We start from the raw sequence: 22390 nt of genomic DNA, 5'->3' as shown, positions 1-22390 counted from the left end.
GGAACTCCGGTAGGCGTGTGGGCACCGCGCGTCGCGGCGACGGCTCAGGCTAGTGACGGCGCGATGAATCGCGGATGAGCCCGGCGGACGAATCGTCCCACCGCGATGCAGGCCGGTGCCAAGCGCGGCCGGGCCTGCCATCCTATGTCCGATGACGATCCCAGCCCCCACGCCCGGCATCGCGACGCCCGGCACCGCCGTGCTCCTGGTCAACCTCGGCACGCCGCAGGCGCCGACCGCCGCCGCGGTGAAGCGCTACCTGGGCGAATTCCTCTCCGACCCGTTCGTGGTGCAGATCCCGAAGCTGCTGTGGTGGCCGTTGCTGCACGGCCTGATCCTGCCGCTGCGCGCGCCGCGGGTGGCGCACAAGTACGCCGAGGTCTGGCTGCCGGAGGGTTCGCCGCTGGCGGTGCACACGCAGCGGCTGGCCGGCGCGCTGCAGGCGCGGCTGCCGGACGTGGCCGTGCTGCACGCGATGCGCTACGGCGAGCCGGCGCTGCGCGAACGCCTGCGCGAACTGCGCGCCGGCGGCGTGCGCCGGGTGCTGGTGCTGCCGCTGTACCCGCAATATTCGATGACGACCACCGGCACCGTGGCCGACCTCGTCGCGCGCGCGTCCGATGCGCCCGAGGCGCGCGTGGTGCAGGACTACGCAACCGACGCCGGCTGGGTCGAGGCGGTGGCCGCTTCGATCCGCGCCCACTGGCAGGCACACGGCCGCGGCGAACGCCTGCTGTTCTCGTTCCACGGCCTGCCGCAGCGGCTGGTCGACGCCGGCGATCCCTACGCGGCGCAGTGCGAGGCCAGCGTCGCCGAGATCGCGCGCGCGCTGGCGCTGGCGCCGGAGGACTACGTGCTGGCCTACCAGTCGCGCTTTGGCCGCGAGCGCTGGCTCGGCCCGGCCACCGACGCGACGGTGCGTGCGCTGGCCGCCGCGGGCGTACGCACGCTCGACGTGGTCTGCCCGGGCTTCGCCGCGGACTGCCTGGAGACGCTGGAGGAGATCGCGCTGCAGAACGCGGGCTTCTTCCGCGACGCCGGCGGCAGCGCGCTGCGCTACATTCCCTGCCTCAACGACGCCCCCGCCCACGCCGATGCGCTGGCCGCGCTGGCGCGGCGCGAACTCGCGGCCTGGCCGGTGGCGGGCGCGTGATGCGCGAGTTCAGCCTCGACATCGCGCTCGGCCGCATCCACGGCCTGCGCCAGGGCGAAGCGGGCCAGCCGCGGGTGCTCGCGCTGCACGGCTGGCTCGACAACGCCGCGAGCTTCGTGCCGCTGGCCGCGCACCTGCCCGGGATCGAGCTGGTCGCGATCGACCTGCCCGGCCACGGCCGCAGCGTGCACCTGCCGCCGGGCACCGACTACTCGTTCGCCGGCGCGATGCACTGCGTGCTCGATGTCGCCGACGCGCTGGGCTGGGAGCGCTTCGCCCTGCTCGGGCACTCGATGGGCGCGGGCATCGGCAGCCTGCTGGCGGCGGCGTGTCCGCAGCGGATCGAACGGCTGCTGGCGATCGAGGCGCTCGGCGCGCTGGCGGACGCGGCGGAGAACACGGTCTCGCGCCTGCGCGACGCGATCGCCGTTGGACGCGCCCTGCCGGGCAAGCGCCTGCGCGTGTTCACCGACCTCGAGGCCCCGGTGCGCGCGCGGACGCTGGCCCGTATCGGTGCGATGAGCGAGGCCTCGGCGCGGCTGCTGGTCGAGCGCGGCGTGCGCGAGGTGCTGGTCGACGACGCGCGCGCCGGCTGGGAATGGAGCAGCGACCCGCGCCTGACCCTGCCGACGCTGGTGCGCATGACCGAGGAACAGGTGCGCGCCCTGATCGCCGGCATCGAATGCCCGACCCGCGTGATCCACGCCGACCCGCCGCAGCCCTACCTGCCCGAACCCCGACGCAGCGAACGCGCCGCGCTGCTGCCGCGCGGCGAACTGATCGTGCTGCCGGGCGGCCACCACCTGCACATGGAGCGGCCGGCCGAGGTGGCGGCGGCGATCGGGGATTTCCTGTCGCGGCGCGATTGAGGTCCTTTCGCGGTCAAGAGTATGGGATGGCGTAGGTCGGCCCCTACGCGGCCGACGTCTTGCCCCCCGCGATACGCAGGCGTCGGGGGCGTAGCCCCGACCTACGAATTCCATGCGGCCGACGCGGAGCCCCGACCTATTGCGACTGCAGCGCGCGCAGCTGCACGCCGACGATCACGTGCTCGTCGCCGTTGTTGCGGTTGAACGACAGCGTCGCGCTGCGCCGGCCGGCGTCGCTGTCCTTCTCGAACGCCAGCATCGCGGTGTCGACCGAATGCTGCGCGGCCAGCGTCTGTTTCCACCCCTGCGTGCGCATCGCATCGCGCGCGTCGGAATACAGCGAGGCGACCTTGCCCGGCGCGCGGAGGCTGAGCACGCTGACGTCCTGCAGGTCCATCACGCTGTTCACCGCGTAGGCGCGCGGCAGGTAGACGTCTTCCGGGAAGCCCTCCGGCAGCGTCAGCGATTCCCGCGACTGCGGCGACGCCCGGCCATCGCCGCGCGCTGCGTGCTGTCCCGTGTCCTGCGCGGTCCCGCCCTGGTGCTCGGTGGCGCGCTGGATCGCGGCTTCGGCGATCGGATTGCCGGCGCGCTGGCAGCCGCCCAGCAGCGGCGACAGGGCCAGGACGGCCACGCACAGGCACGCGGCAGTGTTCGGGAGACCGTTCATCGCACCCCCAGGTGCGTGGTTGGGCGGGCTTTCGAGGGTTATGGCGGATAACGCGGACCGTGCGGCCAGGCGGACAGGTCGCGGGCGCCGGCCAGTCCTCAGCCGAGCAGGGCGTGCAGCGAGGCCTTGAGCCGCCGGCCTTCGGCGTGGAAATAGCTGCGCTCCTCGCGCCAGGCGGGGAAGCGCGCCTCGACCTCGCGCCAGAACGCGCGCGAATGGTCGGCATGGACCAGGTGGCACAGTTCGTGCACCAGCACGTACTCGAACGCCGAGGGGCGGCCGAGCACCAGCGACAGGTCCAGCGTCAGCGTGCCGTCGGGCGCCAGCGAGCCCCACTGCGAGGACAGCACCCGCAGCCGGATGCGCGAGGGCGGCCGCGGCAGGCCGGGCAGGTAGCCGGGCAGCCAGCGGCCGACGTCGGCGCGCGCCTGCGCCTCGTAGAAGTCGCGCAGCGCGCGCGCGATCGCGGCCGGGCCGGCCTGCGCCGGCGACTGCAGCACGATGCGTCCGTCGTCGAGGCGCGCGCGCGCGAAGCGGCCGTCGCTCCAGTCGACCGGCAGCAGCGCGTCGCGCAGCGGCAGGCTCGCCGGCTCGCCGCGCACCAGCGGGGCGAGGTGCTCGCCCAGGGCCGACAGCTGTTCGGCGAGCCAGTCGCGATGCTCGTGCAGGAAGCGTTCGCCCGAAACCAGGCTCGCGCGCAGCGGCAGGGTCAGGCGTGCGCCGCGCTCGCCGACGCTGAGCTTGATCCGCCGCGCGCGCGGATCGCGCACGCGCAGCACGTCGATGCGGCGGCCATCGCCGAGCACGAACGGGATCGAGTCGCGCTGCAGCCGGGACGAGGCCTTCGGCGCGGGCGGCGACAGTCGGAACAGCGAAAGCATGCGTGCAATGCTAGAGCGTTTCTGGCGCGAACGCATACATTCCGTCATTCCCGCGAAGGCGGGAACCCAGCGTCTTTGCCTCCTGGATCAACAACCAAAGACACTGGGTCCCCGCCTTCGCGGGGACGACGAGAACGCAAGCCCCTGGAACGAGAATGCTCTGACCGTTGCCGGTTGCCGCGCTCCTGCAGGCGGTCAGGCGTCGGCCTTCGACAGCTTCAGCGCGGGCTCGAGCACCGTGAACAGGCGCCGGAACTCGGCGCTCATCAGCGCGAAGCGGGCGTCGAGTTCGGCGCGCACGTCCTCGCGCTCGCTCGATTCGAGCTGGTCCACGGCGCCGTCGAGCAGCTTGAACTTGCGCACCACCAGGTCCTCGCCGAGCACGAACGAGACGTGGTCGTCGAGGTTGAGCGCCAGCCGCGTGACCTGCTTGCCCGATTCGAGGTGCTTGCCGATCTCGTCGCTCTGCAGCTCCTGCCGCTGGCACTTCACCACCGCACCGTGCTCGGCCGGATCCTTCAGCTCGCATTCCTCGCCGAGCGTGAGGCCCTCGGGCAGCGGCTCGCCCGCGATCCAGCCGGTCAGCACGCTGCGCGGCGCGACCTCGGCGTTGAGCGGCAGCGCGGGGAAGCTGCCCAGGGCGTGGCGGATCTCCGACACCACCGCCTCGCCGTTCTTGCGGCTGGAGGTGTCGACCGCGCAGACGCCGTGCTCGAGGTCGATCAGGGCATCGGTGCGCGAGGGACGCACGAAGGCGCGCGGCAGCAGTTCGTGGACGAGGTCGTCCTTCATGCGCTTGCGCATGCGTCCACCGGGTTTGCGGCCTTCCTTCTCCTCCATCTCGGCCAGCTTCTTGGCCAGCAGGTCGTTGACCACGGCCGAGGGCAGCAACCGGTCCTCGCCGCCGACGGTCAGCCAGATCGCGTCGCCGATACGGTGCGACAGCGCCTCGCCCTCGCGGCCTGCTTCTGATCGGCCAAAAGGCGACACGAAGCCGCGCGAGGAGAGCTCCAGCGCGCCGACGGGCTTGAGCGGATGGTCGGCGAGGAGGTCGTCGAGCTTCGAGAAGTCGAGGGTGGAGGGGAAGCGGAAGAGGGTGAGGTTTCTGAAGAACATCGAGGGGCCGTGATTGGGGGATTGGTGATTGGTGATTCGGAAAGGGTGGGAGGCGCAGTCACCCTGGTCGTCATCCCGGCGAAAGCCGGGATCCATCTTGACGTTGGCGACAACGACAAAATGCCAATGGATCCCGGCTTTCGCCGGGATGACGACTGGAGGGGGCAGGCACGTCAGGCGTCGCTGTCGTTGCCGGGCGCCGGCGCCGCATGCGGCTCGCCGGCCAGCCAGGCGTGCGCGTCGGCCCGGGCGGCGCCGTCGCGGTGGCCGAGCGAGAGGAAGTCGAACAGCTTCGGGTCGGACAGCTGCGAGGGCCGGATGTCGCCCAGCGCCCGGGCGATGGTTTCGATGCGGCCCGGCGACTCGCGCTCCCACTGTTGCATCATCAGTCCGACCTGCTTGCGCTGCAGGTTCTCCTGCGAGCCGCAGAGGTTGCAGGGAATGATCGGGAACCGCTTCGCCTCGGCATAGGCGGCGATGTCGGCCTCGCGCACGTAGGCCAGCGGGCGGATGACGACATGCCTGCCGTCGTCCGACAGCAGCTTCGGCGGCATGCCCGACAGCTTGGCGTGGAAGAACAGGTTGAGGAAGAAGGTGGCGACCAGGTCGTCGCGATGGTGGCCGAGCGCGATCTTGGTGAAGCCATGCTGTTCGGCCCAGGTGTACAGCGCGCCGCGGCGCAGGCGCGAGCACAGCGAGCACATGGTCTTGCCTTCCGGCACCACGCGCGTGACCACCGAGTAGGTGTCCTGCTCGATGATGTGGAAGTCGACGCCGAGCGCGCGCAAGTAGTCCGGCAGCACGTGCTCGGGGAAGCCGGGCTGCTTCTGGTCGAGGTTGACCGCGGTGATCGAGAACGACACCGGCGCCTTCTTCTGCAGCTGCAGCAGGACGTCGAGCATTGTGTAGCTGTCCTTGCCGCCGGACAGGCAGACCATGACCTTGTCGCCGTCCTCGATCATGCCGAAGTCGGCGATCGCCTTGCCGACCTGGTGGCGCAGGCGCTTGGCCAGCTTGTCGGCCTCGCGCGCGCCGCGCCGGTCGGCGTTGCGCAGCACGGGCGTCGGCAGGGGCAGGACGGTGCTCATGCGCCGATTTTACCGGGATGGGCCGGGCCGGCGCCGGAATCGCCGTCCCTCGCCGCGTCCACGCCGTTTTGATCGAGGTCAATGCGCGGAATCGGGCGTCGGCGGAAACTGGCAACCTCCCCCACGACCCCACAGGAGAGCCAGATGGACAGGACGATGAAGGCCGCGGTGGTGCGCGCGTTCGACAGGCCGCTGGCGATCGAGGAGGTCGAGGTGCCTCGGCCCGGCGCCGGCGAGCTCCTGGTGAAGGTGGAGGCCTGCGGCGTCTGCCACACCGACCTGCACGCGGCGCAGGGCGACTGGCCGGTGAAACCCGCCCCGCCGTTCATCCCCGGCCACGAGGGCGTGGGCCACGTCGTCGCGGTCGGCGCGGGCGTGTCCCACGTGAAGGAGGGCGACCGCGTCGGCGTGCCCTGGCTGTACTCGGCCTGCGGCCACTGCACGCACTGCCTCGGCGGCTGGGAGACGCTGTGCGAGTCGCAGCGCAACACCGGCTACTCGGTCAACGGCGGCTTCGCCCAGTACGTGCTGGCCGACGCCGGCTACGTCGGCCTCCTGCCCCGGGACATCGGCTTCGTCGAGATCGCGCCGGTGCTGTGCGCGGGCGTCACCGTCTACAAGGGCCTGAAGGTCACCGATGCCCGGCCCGGGGACTGGGTGGTGGTCTCGGGCATCGGCGGCCTCGGCCACATGGCGGTGCAGTACGCGAAGGCGATGGGCCTGAACGTGGCCGCTGTGGACGTGGACGACGCCAAGCTGCGGCTGGCCGAACGCCTCGGCGCCGGCGTCACCGTCAACGCGCGCGACACCGATCCGGCCGCGTTCCTGAAGCAGGAGATCGGCGGCGCCCACGGCGCGCTGGTCACGGCGGTGTCGCCCAAGGCCTTCGAACAGGCGATCGGCATGCTGCGCCGGGGCGGGACGATGTCGCTGGTCGGCCTGCCGCCGGGCAGTTTCCCGCTCGACATCTTCGGCATGGTGCTCAACGGCATCACCGTGCGCGGCTCGATCGTCGGCACCCGGCTCGACCTGCAGGAATCGCTGGAGTTCGCCGCCCAGGGCAAGGTCAGGGCAACCGTCGCCGCGGACCGGCTGGAGAACATCAACGAGATCTTCGCGCGCATGCAGCGCGGCGAGATCGAAGGCCGCATCGTGCTCGACATGGCGGCCTGATCCGGCCGCCATGTCCCGCCGCCGTGCAGGAGCGCCTTCAGGCGCGATGCTTTTCGTCACGATGCGGGAATCCGCGAAAGAGCATCGCGCCTGAAGGCGTTCCTGCAGGCCAGCAACCTTTCCAGGGTGCCCACCTTCCCTTGTGCGCGCCGCACCTGCGCGCGGCGGCATTGTGCCGCCCCGGACCTCGCCGGCCATCCACGACCGTCGCGCGGGCGTGTAAGCTGGCAGGGCGATGCAGCCCGCCGATCCCGCCGAGACCTCACGCAAGCTGGCCGACCTGCGGCAGGAGCATCGCGACCTCGACGCCGCCATCGCGAAGCTGCAGGGCGACCCCACCCACGACGACCTCGCGATCAAGCGCATGAAGAAGCGCAAGCTGCAGCTCAAGGACATGATCGCCCGGCTGGAAAGCGCGCTGATCCCGGACGAGCCCGCATAGGGCGGACCTCGGCCCGCCATCGCCCCAATCCACCGCCATCACCATTTGGCGGAGGAACGATCCCATCGCCATCGCGCCGGATGGAGGAACCGCCCCATCGGCGGGCCGAGGCCCGCCCTATTCGTTGGCGGGCTCCGGGTCCGGCTTCGCCGCTTCGGGGCTGACCTTCTCGATGGTGTGCCGCAGTTCCCGGCCGAGGATCACCTTGGCATCCTTGGCCCAGGATTCCAGCCGCTGGTCGAACACCAGCTTGCTGTTCTGGTCGAGCTTGACCAGCTCCAGCTCGCGCAGCTTCTGGATGAAGCCGCGGAACAGGCTCTTGTCGAAGAACTCGGGCGCGGCCGGCGCGTACAGCAGGCTCAGGCGCTGCGCGGCGAGCTGGCACAGGCTTTCGAGTTCGCCGGCGCCGAGCGTGCCGGGGCCGTTCTTGGCCAGCACCGAGATCGCGATGTAGTAGCGCTCGAACGCCTGCTGCAGCGGATGGCCGAGCGCGCGCAGGCGGAACACCTCGTCGGATTGCCCCGCGTTGCGCGCGAGGATGCCGCCGTCGTCCTCGCTCACGCGCTCGAGCAGGCCCTCGCGCACGAAGACCTCGACGGTGCGGTCGATGCGGTCGGCGAAGCCGTCCTCGTCCCAGGGCAGGAACAGCTCGCCCTGCAGGAACGGATATACCGCGCGGCCGATGCGCAGCAGGTTGTTGCGCGACATCCGCCGGTTGTGCAGGAAGCAGCAGGCGATCCACGCCGAGGCGGTGAACAGGTGCACGACGTTGTTGCGGAAGTAGCTCAGCAGCACCGCGTCGTCGTCGCCGACGTTGAACACGTCGCCCAGCGGATGCGCCACCCGGCGCAGCACGCCGATCTCCTCGCCGTGGGCGACGATCTCGCGCGGCGAGTGCGGCGTCACCGTGATCCGCTCGGAGAACGGCACGTCGGCCAGCAGCGTCTTCGACAGCGCGATCTGCGCCAGCAGGTCGGCCTCGCCCATCGCGTGCTTGGGCGTGGACAGCAGGGCCAGCGCCAGCAGGTTGATCGGGTTGACGTCGGCGGCGCGGTTGATGTTGACCTGGATGCGCTGCGCGGCGGCGTCGACGGTGTGCGACAGCCAGTCCGGCTTGTCCTCGTCGTCGAGCGGCTTGCCGTCCCAGTCGGTGGCGTGTTCGGCGAGCAGGTCGGCCAGCGGGATCGGCTCGCCGAAGTTCACCACCACCTGGCCGTAGTTCTGCCGCAGCACCTTGGGGATGCCCCAGAGCAGCGCCCAGATCGACTCCTTCTCCTTGGGCTTGCCGGACAGCTCGTCGAGATAGCTGTTGCCCTCCATCAGCTTCTCGTAGCCGATGTAGACCGGCTGGAACAGCACCGGGCGGGATGGCTGCCGCAGGTAGGCGCGCAGGGTCATCGCGATCATGCCGCCCTTGGGCTGCAGCAGCCGCCCGGTGCGCGAGCGTCCGCCCTCGACGAAGTATTCGATCGAGTAGCCGCCGGCGATCAGCTGCGCCACGTACTCGGCCAGTACCGCCGAGTACAGCGCCGAGCCGCGGATCGAGCGGCGGATGAAGAACGCGCCGCCGCGGCGCAGCAGCGGGCCGATCACCGGCAGGTTGAGGTTGATGCCGGCGACGATGTGCGGCGGCACGATGCCCTTGGTGTAGAGCAGGTAGCTCAGCAGCAGGTAGTCCATGTGGCTGCGATGGCTGGGCACGTAGACGATCTCGTTGCCCGGGGCGACGGCCTTGAGGCCGTCGAGGTGGTGCACCAGCACGCCGCGGTAGATGCGGTTCCACACCGAGGTCAGCAGGAACGAGGCCGAGCGCACCACCGGGTGCGAATAGTCGGCCGCGATCTCGTAGGCCATCGCATGCGCCTTCTTCCACGCGTCCTCGGGCGAGCTGCTGTCGCGGCGCGCCTGGTCGGCGATGGCGTCCTTGACCGGCTGCGAGGCCAGCACCTTGTCGATCAGCAGGCGGCGCGTCGACAGGTCGGGGCCGATGATCGCTTCGCGCAGGCGGTTGAAATGGGTGCGCAGCAGGCGCGAGAGCTTGCGCACCGTGCGCTCGGGCGGCAGGTCCTCGGCGAGCAGGTCGCGGATGCTCACCGGCGCGGCGAACTGGACCAGGGTGTCGCGGCCGTTGAGCAGGATCGACAGCAGCCGGCGGAAGCGGCCGACCAGGGCCCAGTTCTCCGAGAACAGCACCGAGAACCAGCCGCTGGCCTTGTCCGGCGAACGACCGACGAAGATCGACACCGGCACCAGCTGCACGTCGAGCGCGGGATCGGCGCGATGCGCGTCGAGCAGCCGCGCCAGCGATTCGGAATGGGTCTTCTTCGGCGGCGCCTGGCCGGTGGCCAGCGCCAGCGCGCCGCCGGCGTTGCGCCGCGACAGCGCCACGTAGGCGCGCTTGCGCCCGAGCGGGTCGCCCGGCAGCGGCCGCAGCGGGCCGGGCATGCCGGTCTCGCGGCAGGCGCGGTCGAGGATCAGCGCGTTGGACAGGCCGTAGTCCTCGAGCACGTAGCAGACCGGGCGCGGATCGACCAGCTCCACCGGCGTCTGCGGCTCGATCTTGAGCGTGATCCACGGCTTGAGCACCCAGCCCAGCAGGCGCGCCCACCACGGCCGCCCGCTGCGCATCGCCGCCACGCGCGGCGGCGGCGGGCCGAATCCCGGGTCGGCGGCCTGGGGGGCGGGCGGTTCGCCGGAAGGCACGCCGTCGCCGCTGGACTGCGGCCCGGAGTCGAACAGGTTCGGTTGCGTCGGCATCGTTCGCATTATGCCCAAGCGCGGCGGCGCGCCTGTACAGGCCGGCCGGTCAGCGATGTCAAGAAAGGCTGAACGCTTTCCCGGCATTGGCCCTCGAACTGTGATCCGCATCCGCAAGCCGGCACGCGGTGGCTTGCGGACTTTTACGGTTTGTTTACAACCGTCTGATCGCGCGAGGGGGCGCGTGATCTTGCGGTTCTTCCCATTTGCCTGTCCTTGAGGAGAAAGATCGATGTCGCCCCAACGCCACCGGCTGGCCGCCGCCGTCCGCCTGTCCCTGCTCCTGACCGCCCTTCCGCTGTGCGCCGTGGCGCAGGAGGCCGCCGACGCCGCGTCCGGGACCCGGACCCTCGACACCGTCCAGGTCACCGGCTCGCGCATCAAGCGCGCCGAACTCGAAACCCAGGTCCCGGTGCAGGTGCTGACCCGCGAGGACATCGACCGCAGCGGCTTCACCTCGGTCGCCGAGGTGGTGCAGAACCTCACCGCCAGCGGCGCCGCGCTCAACACCAAGTTCAACTCCTCGGGCAACTTCGGCTTCCCGCCCGACGGCGGCGGCGTCGGCGCCGGCGCGGCGACGGTCGACCTGCGCCACCTCGGCGCCAAGCGCGTGCTGGTGCTGGTCGACGGCATCCGCTGGGTCAACGAGTCCTCGGCCTCGGGCGTGGGCTCGTCGGTCGACCTCAACACCATCCCGCTGTCGATCATCGAGCGCATCGAGGTGCTGGAGGACGGCGCCTCGTCGATCTACGGCTCCGACGCGATCGCCGGCGTGGTCAACATCATCACCCGCAAGGACGTCGACGGCGCCAGCGTACAGCTGCACTACGGCGACTTCGGCGACCTGAAAGGCGGCGAGACCTGGGGCGCCGACCTCGGCTGGGGCGGCAGCAGTGAGCGCGCGCGCTGGTTCGTCGGCGCGTCGTACTTCAAGCAGAAGGAGATCTCGTCGCTCGAGTACGGCCCGGCCGGCGTGCCGGTGCCCGGGACCGGGCTGGCGAACGGCAGTTCGGCGACGCCCAACGGCCGCTTCGTGTTCCAGGATCCCAATACCGGCGTGGTCCACAACATCACGCCGAACACAGGCGACACCGATCCCGCGTTCGACCCCACCCAGACCGGCTGCGACCGCACCGACGGCTTCCACTGCTTCACCACGGCCGACCGCTTCAACTTCGCGCCCTACAACCTGCTGCTGACGCCCTCCGAGCGCAAGTCGGTGTTCGGCCAGGTGCAGTTCGACTTCACCCCGACCTTCGCCGGCTACGTGCGCGTGCTCTACAACGAGCGCGAGTCCGCCAACCAGGCCGCGCCCGAACCGTTCTTCCTCGGCACCGATGCCGGCGTCTACAACGACTGGGCCGAGCGCACCCTGGTCATCTCCGCGCTGAACCCGTACAACCCGATGGGCTTCGACCTGACCACGGTCGGCGAGGACGCCAACCTGTTCCTGCTCGGCCGCCGCCCGGTCGAGGGCGGGCCGCGGCGCTTCGAGCAGGAAGTGAAGACGTGGTACGCCTCGGCCGGCCTCAACGGCGTGTTCGACGTCGCCGGGAAGCCGTGGAGCTGGGACGTCAACGTGATGCGCAGCGAGAGCAAGGCCGACCAGACCAATTACGGCAGCTACAACATCCGCCGCATCAACGAGGCGCTCGGCGATCCCGCCGCCTGCGCCGCGATCAGCGGCTGCGTGCCGCTCAACCTGTTCGGCGGCCCCGGCACGATCACGCCGGACATGCTGGCGTGGATCCAGCCGGTGGTGCATGACCGCAGCCGCAACACGCTGAGCCTGGTCTCGGCCAACCTCACCGGCGACCTGTTCGAAGGCTGGGCCGGCGCGATCTCCTTCGCGACCGGCTACGAGTACCGCAAGTACGAGGGTGAGTACCAGCCCGACGCGCTGACCGTGGCCGGCGAATACAACGGCGTGCCGTCGGGCCCGACCAGCGGCGAGTACGACGTCAACGAGGCCTACCTCGAGTTCTACGTGCCGCTGATGAAGGACGGCTGGCTCGGCAAGAGCCTCGACCTCAGCGTCGCCGGCCGCTATTCGGAGTACTCCAACTTCGGCGGCACCAGCACCGGCAAGATCGGCCTGCGCTGGCAGGTCGCCGACGAGTTCCTGCTCCGCGGCTCGTTCGCCGAAGGCTTCCGCGCGCCCTCGATCGGCGAGCTGTACGGCACCCTGAGCCGCTTCGACGCGACCCTGGTCGATCCCTGCAACAACGCCGCATCGACCACGCCGGAGTGCGTCGCCGACGGCGTGCCGCCGGGCTACGAGCAGGCGAACCCGCAGATCTCGGTAGTCACCTCGGGCAACATCGACCTGCAGCCGGAAACCAGCCGCAGCCTGATGCTGGGCGCGGTGTGGAGCCCGTCGTTCGCCGACGCCGCGTCGTGGTCCGACCGCCTCGACCTCGGCGTGACCTTCTACCGCCACACCGTCGACGGCGCGATCCAGGCGCTGGACGCGCAGACCATCCTGCAGCGCTGCATCTCCACCCGCGACCCGGTGTCGTGCGGCTTCTACGAGCGCAACGAGCGCGGCCAGATCGTCCGCTTCGACAACATCCTCGGCAACGTCGGCACGATCCGCACCGACGGCTGGGATTTCAACCTCGACTGGCGGCTTCCCGAACAGGCCTGGGGCCGGCTCGCGTTCGCGTGGAAGACCACCTGGGTGACGAAGTACGAACTGGTCAACGAGGCCGGCCAGGCCGAGCCGCGCGCGCCGGGCGTGGAGATCAACAACAGCGCGATCCCGGACCGCACCTCCACGCTGTCGGCGAACTGGAGCCACGGTGGCTGGTCGGCGGCGTGGAGCGCGCGCTACATCGACGGCCTGCGCGAGTCCTGCGGCGGCGCCAACGGCTTCGACATCTGCGACGACAGCGACGGCGACCTCAACCACCTCGGCGCGACGACGTACCACGACGTGCAGCTGTCGTGGGGCAGCGACGCGTGGATGAAGGACTTCCGCGTCACGCTCGGCGTCAACAACGTGTTCGGCAAGGATCCGCCGATCTGCCTGAGCTGCACGCTCAACGGCTACGACGCCTCGACCTACGACCTGCCGGGCCCGTTCTGGTACGCGCGGGTGGGGTTCGGGTTCTGAGTGCCCGCTGACGGAAGCGGCGGCGGGCGGCGCGAATCGCCGCCTGCCGCAGGCGGCGACGGATTGTCATTCCGAGCGCAGCGAGGAATCTGCTTTCAGCGCGCAGGAAACATGATGGAAGCAGATTCCTCGCTGCGCTCGGAATGACAGGGCCGGGGACACCGGATACCCGCAGCGCCTCACCGCTGCAGCGCCGCCTCCGGCACCTCCAGGCTCACCGACAGCGCGAGGTGGTCGGAGAACGCCGCCGGCACCGCGCGCATGCCGTCGCAGTGCAGGGTGTCGGTGACCAGGATGTGGTCGATCGCGCGCTGTGGTTTCCAGCTGGGAAAGGTGTGCACGGCGCAGGCCGGCGGCTGCAGCCGCGTGCTGCGGAACAGGTGCGCCATCTCGGGGCGGTCGACCACGCAGTTGAAGTCGCCCATCAGCACCGCGTTCGGGAAGTCCTGCAGCAGTTCGGCGATGAAGTCGAGCTGCAGCTTGCGCGACTGCGCGCCCAGCGACAGGTGGGCGACGGCGACGGTCAGGCCTTCGGTGCCGGTGCCGAAGTGGCCCAGCAGCACGCCGCGGCCGCTGATGCGGCCGGGCAGCGGATGGTCGGCCACCTCCACCGGCTCCAGCCGGCTCAGCAGCCCGTTGGCGCTGGAGGCGAGGCTGCCCACGCGCCGGTTGGGCTGGTGGCTCCAGTAGTCGAAGCCGGCGCGCTCGGCCAGGTAGTGGGTCTGGTTGGTGAAGCCCGAGCGCCAGCTGCCCGGGTCGCTTTCCTGCAGGCCGACGATGTCGTGCTCGCCCGCGAGCTGCGCGATCGCGTCCAGCGACGTGCGCTTGCCGCCCGCGGGCAGCACGTGCGACCAGCTGCGCGTGGCGTAGTCGCTGTAGCGCCGGGTGCTGGAGCCTGCCTGGATGTTCGCGCTGAGCAGCTTCAGCCGTTGCGTCGACATGCGCGTGTGGACGTGCGGGACTCAGCCGCCGGCGCGCACCTGGGCGATGACGCGGTCGGTGTTCTGCAGCAGTTCTTCCCAGCTGCGGCCCTTGATGCGGTAGCGGCCGTTGACGATCAACGTCGGCGTCGAGTTCGCGCCCTGCGCGGCGATGTACTGCTTGGCGCGGCCGAACTTGGCGTTGACCGTGAAGCTGGCCATGGTGCTGGCGAACTGCGCCGGGTCGGCGCCGAACTGGGCGTACACCTTCGCGATGTCGGCCGGCGAATCGGTGCCGCGCTCGCCCTTGAGGCTGCGGTCGACGTGGATCGCCTTGAACACGCCGTCGTGCGCCTTGCCGGCGATGCCCATCGCCTCGGCGGTGTAGTAGGCGCGCACGTAGGGATCCCAGTTGCCGCCGAACGGCGCGGGCACGTAGGTAAAGCGCACGTCGGCCGGCAGCCGCGCCTTCCAGGCGCTGACCAGGGGTTCGAACATCGCGCAGGCCGGGCAGACGTAGTTGAACACTTCCACCACCTCGATCTTGCCCGCGAGCGGCTCGAACGGCTGGCCACCGGGGATCGGGTCGTAGTGCTCGCCCTGGGTCGCGAAGGTGACGGCCGGCGCCGCGGGCTCGGCCGCCGGGGCCGGGGTGTCGGCGGGGGCCGGGGCCTCGGCAACGACGTCAGCATCGGCGTCGGCAGGCGCGGGCGCCGCGTTCGGGTCGAGCGCGGGCTCGTCGGCGATGGCTTCCGCGGGCGCGGGCGCGGCGGCTTCGGCGACCGGCGCGGCGGCGGCTTCCTCGACCGGCGCCTGCTGCTGGCAGGCGGCCAGCAGCAGCGCCAGCGCGGCGGGAACGAGGGCGAGGCGGGAGAGGTCGCGAAGCTTCATCGGCGGGGTTCCGGGAACGTGGTTGACAGGCGTCAAGCGTACAAGGCCGGCCGTGGGGCCGCGGTGGGTCAGCGCGAAACTGCGCGTTCCATCGCGATCAGGCCGTCGGCGATGCGCAGGCTGTCGCCCAGCGTCCGCCCGAGCACGCGGTACTTGCCGTTGATGATGAGGGTCGGCGTGCCCTGGAGCCCGCTGCGGACGGCGAATTCGCGCGCCGCGTTCATCTTTTCGTCAGTCGCCGGCGAGGCCATCGCGGCGTGGACCTTCGCCGCATCCAGGCCCTGCGCGGCGAGGAAGCCCGCCATTTCGCCGCCCGAGGCCCCGCGCGCGGGCAGGCTGTATTCGCGGTGGATGGCGTCGAACAGCAGCGGGTGCACCTGCGCCACGCGCCCCAGCGCCTCGAGCGCGAAGTAGCCGCGGGCGTAGGCGTCGTCGGGCGAGTACGCCGCCGGCAGGTAGTGCACGCGCACGTCCTTGCCGGCGGTGCGCTTCCAGGCGTCGAGCATCGGCCGGAACTGGTCGCAGTGGCCGCAGCTGTAGGCGAAGATCTCGACGACCTCGACCGTGCCCGGCTCGGGCTTCCAGCGCTGCCCGCCCTCGATGCGCACGTAGTCCCTGCCTTCCACCGGCGCCGGCTGTTGCGCGGCCGCGGACAGCGGCAGCAGGAGCAGCAGGCCCAGGGCGAGCAGGCGGCGGATCATCGGAAAGGACGCATCCGGGCGCGGCGCGGACCGGCCGCGGCGCGCCGGCCCGAGGGAAGGCGTTGCGGGATTCACGAGCCCTGCGCGTCGTCCCCGGCGGGCGCCGGTTCGGCGGCCTCGGCCGGCGCTTCCCCGGCCGCCGGCGCAGCGGCCGGTGCGGGAGCGGCGGGGGCGGCGGACTCGATCGCGGCCAGGGTGGCGGCGTCCGGACGCTCGTGCAGGCCCTGCAGGTAGCTGGCCAGCGACTGGATTTCCTGGTCGGTCAGCGGCGCGGCGACCTGGGCCATGATGTCGAACAGGTGCCGGTCCTGCTGGCTGGTGGTGCCCGCGCGGTACTCCTGCAGGCGGCGGTCGACGTAGGCGGCCTCCTGGCCGGCCAGCGACGGATAGGCCGGGCCCGGGTTGCCGGCGCCGGCGGGGCCGTGGCAGGCCATGCAGGCCGGCAGGCCGCGGCTGGCGTCGCCGGCGCGGTAGAGCTGCTGGCCGATCTCGTAGAACTTCAGGCCCTTGTACGGACCGTCCTCGAGCACGGTGTCGTCGGCGATGCCGGCCGCCGCCGTCTGGGTGGCGAAGTAGGCGCCGAGGTCGCGCATGTCCTGCGCGCTGAGCGGGGTGGCGAACGGGATCATCGCCGGCGCCAGCCCGGTGTTGCGCTCGCCGCTCTTGAACAGCGCCAGCTGGTGGGCGATGTAGCGCTCGCCCTGGCCGGCAATGCGCGGATAGGGCAGGCCCTCGGGCGGGTTGCCGTCGAGGCCGTGGCAGGCGGCGCAGGTGCCGGCCAGGGTCGCGCCGCGCTCGGCGTCGCCGGCCTGGGTCTTGGTCAGCGCGGCGATCGCGCTCGCGTCCAGCGGCGCGACCTCGACCGGCGGATTGTCCGGCAGCGGTTCGACGGTGGACTGGGCGAACGCGACGGTGCCGGCCACGAGGGCGACGAGACCGGCAAGACCGTAGGCGCGAGCGTGGCGCATGGCTGGGCTCCGAATAACGTGAATGCGGCGGACGCCTCCGCGCGGCCGCAAGGCCCGGGATTATCGCGGGGGGCCACCGGGACGGTCAAACCGCGTCTGGGCGGACCGGGGACGACGGGGCGGCAAAGGCGCCTGCGCCCGGCGCGCCGACGCCCCCCGTGCGAAGCTATGCCGGCCCCGTGCCCCTGGATCCCGATGTCGAATCCGTTCGCGCGCGCCCGCTACCTGCTGGCCGCCCACACCCCGAAGCAGCTGCCCGCCGACGGCGGCGCCGAGGTCGCGTTCGCGGGCCGCTCCAACGCCGGCAAGTCCAGCGCGCTCAACGCCCTGTGCCAGCAGAACGCGCTGGCCCGCGTGTCCAAGACCCCGGGCCGCACCCAGCAGCTGGTCTACTTCGAGCTGCCGCCGCACGAGGACCGCTTCCTCGTCGACCTGCCCGGCTACGGCTACGCCAAGGTGCCGCTGGCGCTGCGCGAGCACTGGCAGGCCTTCATCGACGCCTGGTTCCAGAGCCGCGCCGCGCTGCGCGGACTGGTGGTGGTGATGGACATCCGCCACCCGCTGAAGGACTACGACCTGCAGATGCTCGGCTATGCCGCCCGCCGCGGCCTGCCGGCGCACGCGCTGCTGACCAAGGCCGACAAGCTCTCGCGCGGCGCCGCCGGCAACACCGTGCAGGCGGTGCGGCGGCAGCTGTCGGCGGCGTACGGCGACAGCATCGGCGTGCAGGCGTTCTCGGGCGAGACGAAGGCGGGCGTGGAGGAACTGCGCGGCGTGGTCGCAGGCTGGCTGGATCTGCCGGGCCGGCGGGTCGAGGCCGGTAGCGTCCCGCAAGGATAGACGTCATCCCGGGGGCGCATCGGGGAATCTGCTCCGGCGCGCGGAAGGGCAATCGGATGCTTCTACGGATCGTCTGATCCGGCCCCTCTTTTGTAGGAGCGGCTTCAGCCGCGATCGCTTGCCCGGTTCGGGAACCTCCGGTCGCGCCTGAAGGCGCTCCTGCAGGAGACGTGGGCGGATCAATGGGCCTGGACGTCGAACAGCTGTCCGATCAGGCCTGCCGCCGCCATCGCCGCCGCGCCCCAGAACCCGACCCGCAGCGCACCGCGCAGCATCGGCGCGCCGCCAAGCTTCGCCGCCAGCGCGCCCGACAGCAGCAGGCCGGCCAGCGTCGCCGCGGTGACCGTCCAATGCAGCCGCGCGTGCGACGACAGCAGCACCGCCAGCAGCGGCAGCGCCGCGCCGACGCAGAACGCGAGTGCCGACGACAGCGCCGCCTGCAGCGGCCGCGCGCGCAGCGTCTCGGTGATGCCGAGTTCGTCGCGCGCGTGCGCGGCGAGCGCGTCGTGCCGAGTCAGCTGCTCGGCGACGGCGTGGGCGAGCGCGGGTTCGAGGCCGCGCCGGCGGTAGATCGCGGCGAGTTCGGCCAGTTCCTCCTCGGGATCCTCGTGCAGTTCGCGGCGCTCGACCGCGAGGTCCGCGGCTTCGGTATCGGCCTGCGACTGCACCGAGACGTACTCGCCCGCGGCCATCGACATGGCGCCGGCCACGGTACCGGCGATGCCCGCGACCAGCACCGCCTGGTGGCTGGCGCCCGATGCGGCCACGCCGACGACGAGTCCCGCGACCGAGACGATGCCGTCGTTGGCGCCGAGCACGGCCGCGCGCAGCCAGCCGACGCGGTGGCTGCGGTGGCGCTCGGGATGGCGGCTGGTCATCGGCGGGGCGCTTGCGAAGGGCGGCGGCCGTATTCTGGCGCAGCCGGTCGCGATGGGGCGGAATGCGAAACGTCCGCAATTCCGCGGGAGCGCGCGTTGCCTGTAGGAGCGGCTTCAGCCGCGACCGAACGCGCGGCGATGCATGGCTGGTGCCGTGGTCACGCCCTGAAGGCGCTCCTACGGCAGGCTCCCTCCCCCGCTTGCGGAGGAGGGTTGGGGTGGGGGCGCTCTTCGCGGTGAAAACTCGGCGCTGCGCGCCTCGCACCCCCATCCCAACCTTCCCCCGCAAGCGGGGGAAGGAGCAGACCGTTGCTCTTACGGGGCCGTGTCGAGCTCGAGGATCAGCGGCGTCTTCGCCGGCAGCAGCAGCGTGTCGCCGAGCGCCACGCGGCGGCCGGTCAGCGCATCCGTGCCGGCGCGGGCGCGGCCCAGGGAATCGGCAAAGCGATCCAGCCGCAGTGCCGTGTCCTCGTCGTTGCGGTTGAGCGCGATCATCACCGCCTTGTCGCCATCAAGGCGGAAGTACACGTAGACGCCGTCGACCGGCGCGTAGTGGCGCAGCTTGCCGACGTGCATCGTCGGCGTGTCCTTGCGCCAGTTGAACAGCCTGCGCACGAAGTCCTGTGCGTCGCGCTGCTGCGCGGACAGCCCTTCGCCGGTGAAGGCGTTGGCGGCATCGCCCGCCCAGCCGCCGGGCATGTCGGCGCGAAGCTCGCCGTCGTTGCGCTCGCGCGGCCCGCGCAGCAGCACTTCCGAGCCGTAGTAGAACTGCGGCAGGCCGCGGGTGGTGGCGACGTAGGCCATGCCCAGCTTCCACAGATGGATGTCGCCGTCGAGGTGGGCGAGCAGGCGCGAGCTGTCGTGGTTCTCGGCGAACACCACCAGCGCGTCCGGGTCCGGATAGAGGAAGTCGTTGGCCAGCGCCTCGTACAGCGGCGTCCAGTCGCCCTCCCACACCTTCGGCCGCAGCAGCGCGTCGCGCAGCGCGATGTGCACCGGGAAATCCATCATGCTGGTCATGTGCGGCACGTGGCCGCTGGCGTTGGCCTTGCCGCGCTGCCAGTGCGCGACGATCGCCGGGTTCGCGCTCCACTCCTCGCCGACCATCGCGAAGTCCGGGTACTCGTCCATCACCGCCTTCGCCCAGGCGCTCAGGAAGTCGGCGTCGGCGTAGCCGAAGGTGTCCTCGCGGATGCCGGCCAGGCCGGCGGACTCGATCCACCACAGCGTGTTCTGGATCAGGTAGCGCGCCAGGTGCGGGTTGCGCTGGTTGAGGTCGGGCATCGACTCGACGAACCAGCCGTCGGTGAAGCCGGCGCGGTCGCCGGGTGCGGCGTGCGGGTCCTGGATCGTGGTGCGGCGATGGTTGTTGGGCGCGAACCGGCCGCCGTGATTGATCCAGTCGCGGCTCGGCAGGTCGTGCATCCACCAGTGCTCCGAGCCGATGTGGTTGAGCACTACGTCCATGATCAGGCCGATGCCGTGGGCGCGCGCCTCGCGCGCCAGCGCCACGTAGTCGTCGTTGCTGCCGAAGCGCGGGTCGATCCGGTACAGGTCGGTGATCGCGTAGCCGTGGTAGGAGTAGCCGGGCTGGTCGTTGGCCAGCAGCGGCGTCGGCCACAGCCGGGTGAAACCGAGGCCGGCGATGTAGTCGAGGTGCGCGCGCAGGCCGGCGATGTCGCCGCCGTGGCGGCCATTCGGGTTGGCGCGGTCCGCGGCTTCCTTCAGGCCGGCGACGATGTCGTTGCCGGGATCGCCGTTGGCGAAGCGGTCGGGCGTGACCAGGTAGATCGCGTCCGAAGCGTCGAAGCCGCGCGGCGGCGCCGGCTCGCGCGCGTCGATGCGCCAGGGATGCCTCGCGGCGACGGTATCGCCGTCGAGGAGTTCGAGGTCGAACGTGCCGGGCGCCGCGTCCTCGCCGATGTCCACGGTCACGAACAGGTAGTTCGGGTTCTCCGTCGCCTGCACGTCGACGATGCGCACGCCCGGATGCGACAGGCGCGGCGACAGCGCCGCGATGCCGTCGCCATGCACCAGCAGTTCGACCTGGCGGTGCTTCATGCCGATCCACCAGTTCTCCGGCTCGACCCGCGAGACCGTCGCGGCCTGCGCCGGCAGGTTCGCGGACAGCAGCAGGCACAGCAGTAGCGTGAATCGCGTCATCCGTCTTCCCTCCGGCTAGATGCGTGTCGCAGGCTACCCGCGGGCCTGCGGCAGCGGCAACGCGAAACGCGATGAATTCGTATGCATGCCACTCCCGAAAAGCCCGTCATCCCCGCGAAAGCGGGGATCCATGGACCTTGGCCCTTTGAAAGCAACGTCCATGGATTCCCGCTTTCGCGGGAATGACGAGCAAATTCCGGGTTATTCGAGGTTCCTGCAGTCGCGCGCCGCATCGCGCGCACCGGTGGCGCGCCTGCGTTCCAGTGCCGGAATGCCGCCCGGGGTTCCGGCGTTCTATAGTGCCGCCTCGCGAATGCCGGGACTCCCGCCTGTCGCGCCCCCAGCCAGAGCGATCCGCATGTCGAATCCGAACCACGCCGGCGATCCGCCCATCACCCATCGCGACCAGCTGGTGGACGTGCTCGCGTCGGGCGGGAAGCCGCGCGGCGACTGGCGCATCGGCACCGAGCACGAGAAGTTCGGCTTCCGCCTCGATGATTTGCGGCCGCCGTCGTTCGAGGGCGAGCGCGGCATCGAGGCGCTGCTCCAGGGGCTTACCCGCTTCGGCTGGGACGCGGTCGCCGAGCACGGCCGCACCATCGCCCTGCTCAAGGACGGCGCCTCGGTCACGCTCGAACCGGCCGGCCAGCTGGAGCTGTCCGGCGCGCCGCTGGAAAACATCCACGAGACCTGCCGCGAGGTCGGCAGCCACCTGCGCGAGGTCAAGGCCGTCGCCGACGAACTGCGGCTGGGCTTCCTCGGCATGGGCTTCCAGCCCAAGTGGCGGCGCGAGGACATGCCGTGGATGCCCAAGGGCCGCTACCGGATCATGCGCGACTACATGCCCAGGGTCGGCGCGCTCGGCCTCGACATGATGACCCGCACCTGCACCGTGCAGGTCAACCTCGACTACGCGTCCGAAGCGGACATGGTGAAGAAGTTCCGCGTCTCACTGGCGCTGCAGCCGGTCGCGACCGCGCTGTTCGCCGACTCGCCGTTCACCGAAGGCCGGCCCAACGGCTACCTCAGCTACCGTTCGCACATCTGGACCGACACCGACGCCGACCGCACCGGCATGCTCGACTTCGTGTTCGAGGATGGCTTCGGCTTCGAGCGCTACGTCGACTACCTGCTCGACGTGCCGATGTACTTCAGCTACCGCGACGGCGAGTACGTCGACGCGGCCGGCAAGTCGTTCCGCGACTTCCTCGCGGGGAAACTCGATGTGCTGCCGGGCACGCTGCCGACCCTGCGCGACTGGAACGACCACATGACCACCGCCTTCCCCGAGGTGCGGCTGAAGAAGTACCTGGAGATGCGCGGCGCCGACGGCGGGCCGTGGAACCGGCTGTGCGCGCTGCCGGCGTTCTGGGTCGGCCTGCTGTACGACGATGCCGCGCTCGACGCGGCCTGGGACCTGGTCAGGGACTTCACGCTCGCCGAGCGCCACGCGCTGCGCGACGGCGTGCCCAGGCACGCGCTGAAGCTGCCGTTCCGCGGCGGCACCGTGCGCGATCTCGCGCACGAGGCGCTGAAGATCGCCGCCGCAGGCCTGGCCCGCCGCGCGCGGCACAACGACAAGGGCGTGGACGAGCGCGACTTCCTGTCGCCGCTGGTCGAGGTGGTGGAGGCGGACGAGACGCCTGCCGAACGCAAGCTCGCGCTGTTCCACGGCCCCTGGCAGGGCGACATCGACCCCGTGTTCCGCGAGTTCGCGTACTGAAGCGACGCGATTCGTTTCCGCCGCGGGCTCCGCGAGGGGGCT

18 protein-coding genes are annotated in these 22390 nt (G+C 71.1%); 7 read left to right on the top strand and 11 right to left on the bottom strand.

Features of this window, described 5'->3' with window-relative positions:
* Positions 1 to 151 precede the first annotated feature (151 nt).
* Positions 152 to 1153 (top strand): ferrochelatase, encoded by a 1002-nt coding sequence (hemH, locus tag FQY83_RS12925; protein WP_146388373.1) that lies wholly within the window; start codon positions 152 to 154, stop codon positions 1151 to 1153.
* Entirely contained in the window at positions 1153 to 2022 is an 870-nt protein-coding gene (locus FQY83_RS12920; RefSeq protein ID WP_146388372.1) for an alpha/beta fold hydrolase, read from the top strand. Before hemH ends, FQY83_RS12920 begins: the two co-directional genes overlap by 1 nt.
* A gap of 136 nt (positions 2023 to 2158) precedes the next feature.
* Here the strand turns inward: FQY83_RS12920 and FQY83_RS12915 are convergent, their stop codons facing one another.
* The 4 genes from FQY83_RS12915 to ttcA all read right to left on the bottom strand — a co-directional run bounded on the left by FQY83_RS12915 (position 2159) and on the right by ttcA (position 5777).
* The gene (locus FQY83_RS12915) at positions 2159 to 2692 is read right to left on the bottom strand and encodes a hypothetical protein (protein WP_158636503.1); all 534 of its coding nucleotides are present in this window, start codon (positions 2690 to 2692) and stop codon (positions 2159 to 2161) included.
* A 98-nt stretch (positions 2693 to 2790) separates the two neighbouring features.
* Positions 2791 to 3573 carry a M48 family metallopeptidase gene (locus FQY83_RS12910; RefSeq protein ID WP_146388370.1) on the bottom strand — a complete coding sequence of 261 codons (783 nt, stop codon included), beginning with the start codon at positions 3571 to 3573 and terminating at the stop codon, positions 2791 to 2793.
* Positions 3574 to 3768: 195 nt separating this feature from the next.
* Positions 3769 to 4689, bottom strand: a complete 921-nt coding sequence (locus FQY83_RS12905; RefSeq protein WP_146388369.1) for a recombination-associated protein RdgC — start codon at positions 4687 to 4689, stop codon at positions 3769 to 3771.
* Positions 4690 to 4862: 173 nt separating this feature from the next.
* Positions 4863 to 5777, bottom strand: a complete 915-nt coding sequence (gene ttcA / locus FQY83_RS12900) for a tRNA 2-thiocytidine(32) synthetase TtcA (RefSeq protein ID WP_146388368.1) — start codon at positions 5775 to 5777, stop codon at positions 4863 to 4865.
* A gap of 144 nt (positions 5778 to 5921) precedes the next feature.
* On the opposite strand from ttcA, the gene adhP reads away from it, so the two are divergent.
* Together adhP and FQY83_RS12890 are read left to right on the top strand one after the other, a co-directional pair.
* Positions 5922 to 6950: an alcohol dehydrogenase AdhP gene (gene adhP, locus FQY83_RS12895; RefSeq protein ID WP_146388367.1), complete on the top strand. Its 1029-nt coding sequence runs from the start codon at positions 5922 to 5924 to the stop codon at positions 6948 to 6950.
* Between the two features lie 235 nt (positions 6951 to 7185).
* The gene (locus FQY83_RS12890) at positions 7186 to 7392 is read left to right on the top strand and encodes a YdcH family protein (protein WP_146388366.1); all 207 of its coding nucleotides are present in this window, start codon (positions 7186 to 7188) and stop codon (positions 7390 to 7392) included.
* Positions 7393 to 7509: 117 nt separating this feature from the next.
* Here FQY83_RS12890 and plsB read toward each other — a convergent pair whose 3' ends face one another.
* Complete coding sequence (plsB, locus tag FQY83_RS12885) at positions 7510 to 10149, bottom strand: glycerol-3-phosphate 1-O-acyltransferase PlsB (RefSeq protein WP_146388365.1); 2640 nt, start codon at positions 10147 to 10149, stop codon at positions 7510 to 7512.
* A 232-nt stretch (positions 10150 to 10381) separates the two neighbouring features.
* Here plsB and FQY83_RS12880 point away from each other — a divergent pair, with 232 nt between their 5' ends.
* On the top strand, positions 10382 to 13264 hold the full coding sequence (locus tag FQY83_RS12880) for a TonB-dependent receptor plug domain-containing protein (protein ID WP_146388364.1): 2883 nt from the start codon (positions 10382 to 10384) through the stop codon (positions 13262 to 13264).
* 179 nt (positions 13265 to 13443) lie between these two features.
* Here FQY83_RS12880 and FQY83_RS12875 read toward each other — a convergent pair whose 3' ends face one another.
* The 4 genes from FQY83_RS12875 to FQY83_RS12860 form a co-directional block, all read right to left on the bottom strand.
* The gene (locus tag FQY83_RS12875; protein WP_192906705.1) at positions 13444 to 14205 is read right to left on the bottom strand and encodes an endonuclease/exonuclease/phosphatase family protein; all 762 of its coding nucleotides are present in this window, start codon (positions 14203 to 14205) and stop codon (positions 13444 to 13446) included.
* A gap of 21 nt (positions 14206 to 14226) precedes the next feature.
* On the bottom strand, positions 14227 to 15075 hold the full coding sequence (locus FQY83_RS12870; RefSeq protein ID WP_146388363.1) for a thiol:disulfide interchange protein DsbA/DsbL: 849 nt from the start codon (positions 15073 to 15075) through the stop codon (positions 14227 to 14229).
* 68 nt (positions 15076 to 15143) lie between these two features.
* Entirely contained in the window at positions 15144 to 15776 is a 633-nt protein-coding gene (locus FQY83_RS12865; RefSeq protein WP_146388362.1) for a thiol:disulfide interchange protein DsbA/DsbL, read from the bottom strand.
* 71 nt (positions 15777 to 15847) lie between these two features.
* Entirely contained in the window at positions 15848 to 16744 is an 897-nt protein-coding gene (locus tag FQY83_RS12860) for a c-type cytochrome (protein WP_146388361.1), read from the bottom strand.
* Between the two features lie 195 nt (positions 16745 to 16939).
* Here FQY83_RS12860 and yihA point away from each other — a divergent pair, with 195 nt between their 5' ends.
* Positions 16940 to 17584: a ribosome biogenesis GTP-binding protein YihA/YsxC gene (yihA, locus tag FQY83_RS12855; protein WP_146388360.1), complete on the top strand. Its 645-nt coding sequence runs from the start codon at positions 16940 to 16942 to the stop codon at positions 17582 to 17584.
* A gap of 179 nt (positions 17585 to 17763) precedes the next feature.
* Here the strand turns inward: yihA and FQY83_RS12850 are convergent, their stop codons facing one another.
* Both FQY83_RS12850 and FQY83_RS12845 read right to left on the bottom strand, forming a co-directional pair.
* The gene (locus tag FQY83_RS12850; protein ID WP_146388359.1) at positions 17764 to 18462 is read right to left on the bottom strand and encodes a VIT1/CCC1 transporter family protein; all 699 of its coding nucleotides are present in this window, start codon (positions 18460 to 18462) and stop codon (positions 17764 to 17766) included.
* Positions 18463 to 18777: 315 nt separating this feature from the next.
* The gene (locus tag FQY83_RS12845) at positions 18778 to 20625 is read right to left on the bottom strand and encodes a glycoside hydrolase family 13 protein (RefSeq protein ID WP_146388358.1); all 1848 of its coding nucleotides are present in this window, start codon (positions 20623 to 20625) and stop codon (positions 18778 to 18780) included.
* A 358-nt stretch (positions 20626 to 20983) separates the two neighbouring features.
* Here FQY83_RS12845 and FQY83_RS12840 point away from each other — a divergent pair, with 358 nt between their 5' ends.
* Positions 20984 to 22348 carry a glutamate--cysteine ligase gene (locus FQY83_RS12840; RefSeq protein ID WP_146388357.1) on the top strand — a complete coding sequence of 455 codons (1365 nt, stop codon included), beginning with the start codon at positions 20984 to 20986 and terminating at the stop codon, positions 22346 to 22348.
* Positions 22349 to 22390: the final 42 nt, after the last annotated feature.

Origin of the sequence: Luteimonas marina, assembly GCF_007859325.1 — a bacterium.
Taxonomy (GTDB): Bacteria; Pseudomonadota; Gammaproteobacteria; order Xanthomonadales; family Xanthomonadaceae; genus Luteimonas; species Luteimonas marina.
The sequence above is the reverse complement of the archived record's forward strand: the minus strand, read 5'-3'. Positions and strand labels throughout refer to the sequence as shown.

What these genes read in the sequence shown, in the direction of transcription:
- hemH (WP_146388373.1), top strand. Translation starts at nt 152, where the DNA reads ATGACGATCCCAGCCCCCACGCCCGGCATCGCGACGCCCGGCACCGCC.
- FQY83_RS12920 (WP_146388372.1), top strand. Translation starts at nt 1,153, where the DNA reads ATGCGCGAGTTCAGCCTCGACATCGCGCTCGGCCGCATCCACGGCCTG.
- FQY83_RS12915 (WP_158636503.1), bottom strand. Translation starts at nt 2,692, where the DNA reads ATGAACGGTCTCCCGAACACTGCCGCGTGCCTGTGCGTGGCCGTCCTG.
- FQY83_RS12910 (WP_146388370.1), bottom strand. Translation starts at nt 3,573, where the DNA reads ATGCTTTCGCTGTTCCGACTGTCGCCGCCCGCGCCGAAGGCCTCGTCC.
- FQY83_RS12905 (WP_146388369.1), bottom strand. Translation starts at nt 4,689, where the DNA reads ATGTTCTTCAGAAACCTCACCCTCTTCCGCTTCCCCTCCACCCTCGAC.
- ttcA (WP_146388368.1), bottom strand. Translation starts at nt 5,777, where the DNA reads ATGAGCACCGTCCTGCCCCTGCCGACGCCCGTGCTGCGCAACGCCGAC.
- adhP (WP_146388367.1), top strand. Translation starts at nt 5,922, where the DNA reads ATGGACAGGACGATGAAGGCCGCGGTGGTGCGCGCGTTCGACAGGCCG.
- FQY83_RS12890 (WP_146388366.1), top strand. Translation starts at nt 7,186, where the DNA reads ATGCAGCCCGCCGATCCCGCCGAGACCTCACGCAAGCTGGCCGACCTG.
- plsB (WP_146388365.1), bottom strand. Translation starts at nt 10,149, where the DNA reads ATGCCGACGCAACCGAACCTGTTCGACTCCGGGCCGCAGTCCAGCGGC.
- FQY83_RS12880 (WP_146388364.1), top strand. Translation starts at nt 10,382, where the DNA reads ATGTCGCCCCAACGCCACCGGCTGGCCGCCGCCGTCCGCCTGTCCCTG.
- FQY83_RS12875 (WP_192906705.1), bottom strand. Translation starts at nt 14,205, where the DNA reads ATGTCGACGCAACGGCTGAAGCTGCTCAGCGCGAACATCCAGGCAGGC.
- FQY83_RS12870 (WP_146388363.1), bottom strand. Translation starts at nt 15,075, where the DNA reads ATGAAGCTTCGCGACCTCTCCCGCCTCGCCCTCGTTCCCGCCGCGCTG.
- FQY83_RS12865 (WP_146388362.1), bottom strand. Translation starts at nt 15,776, where the DNA reads ATGATCCGCCGCCTGCTCGCCCTGGGCCTGCTGCTCCTGCTGCCGCTG.
- FQY83_RS12860 (WP_146388361.1), bottom strand. Translation starts at nt 16,744, where the DNA reads ATGCGCCACGCTCGCGCCTACGGTCTTGCCGGTCTCGTCGCCCTCGTG.
- yihA (WP_146388360.1), top strand. Translation starts at nt 16,940, where the DNA reads ATGTCGAATCCGTTCGCGCGCGCCCGCTACCTGCTGGCCGCCCACACC.
- FQY83_RS12850 (WP_146388359.1), bottom strand. Translation starts at nt 18,462, where the DNA reads ATGACCAGCCGCCATCCCGAGCGCCACCGCAGCCACCGCGTCGGCTGG.
- FQY83_RS12845 (WP_146388358.1), bottom strand. Translation starts at nt 20,625, where the DNA reads ATGACGCGATTCACGCTACTGCTGTGCCTGCTGCTGTCCGCGAACCTG.
- FQY83_RS12840 (WP_146388357.1), top strand. Translation starts at nt 20,984, where the DNA reads ATGTCGAATCCGAACCACGCCGGCGATCCGCCCATCACCCATCGCGAC.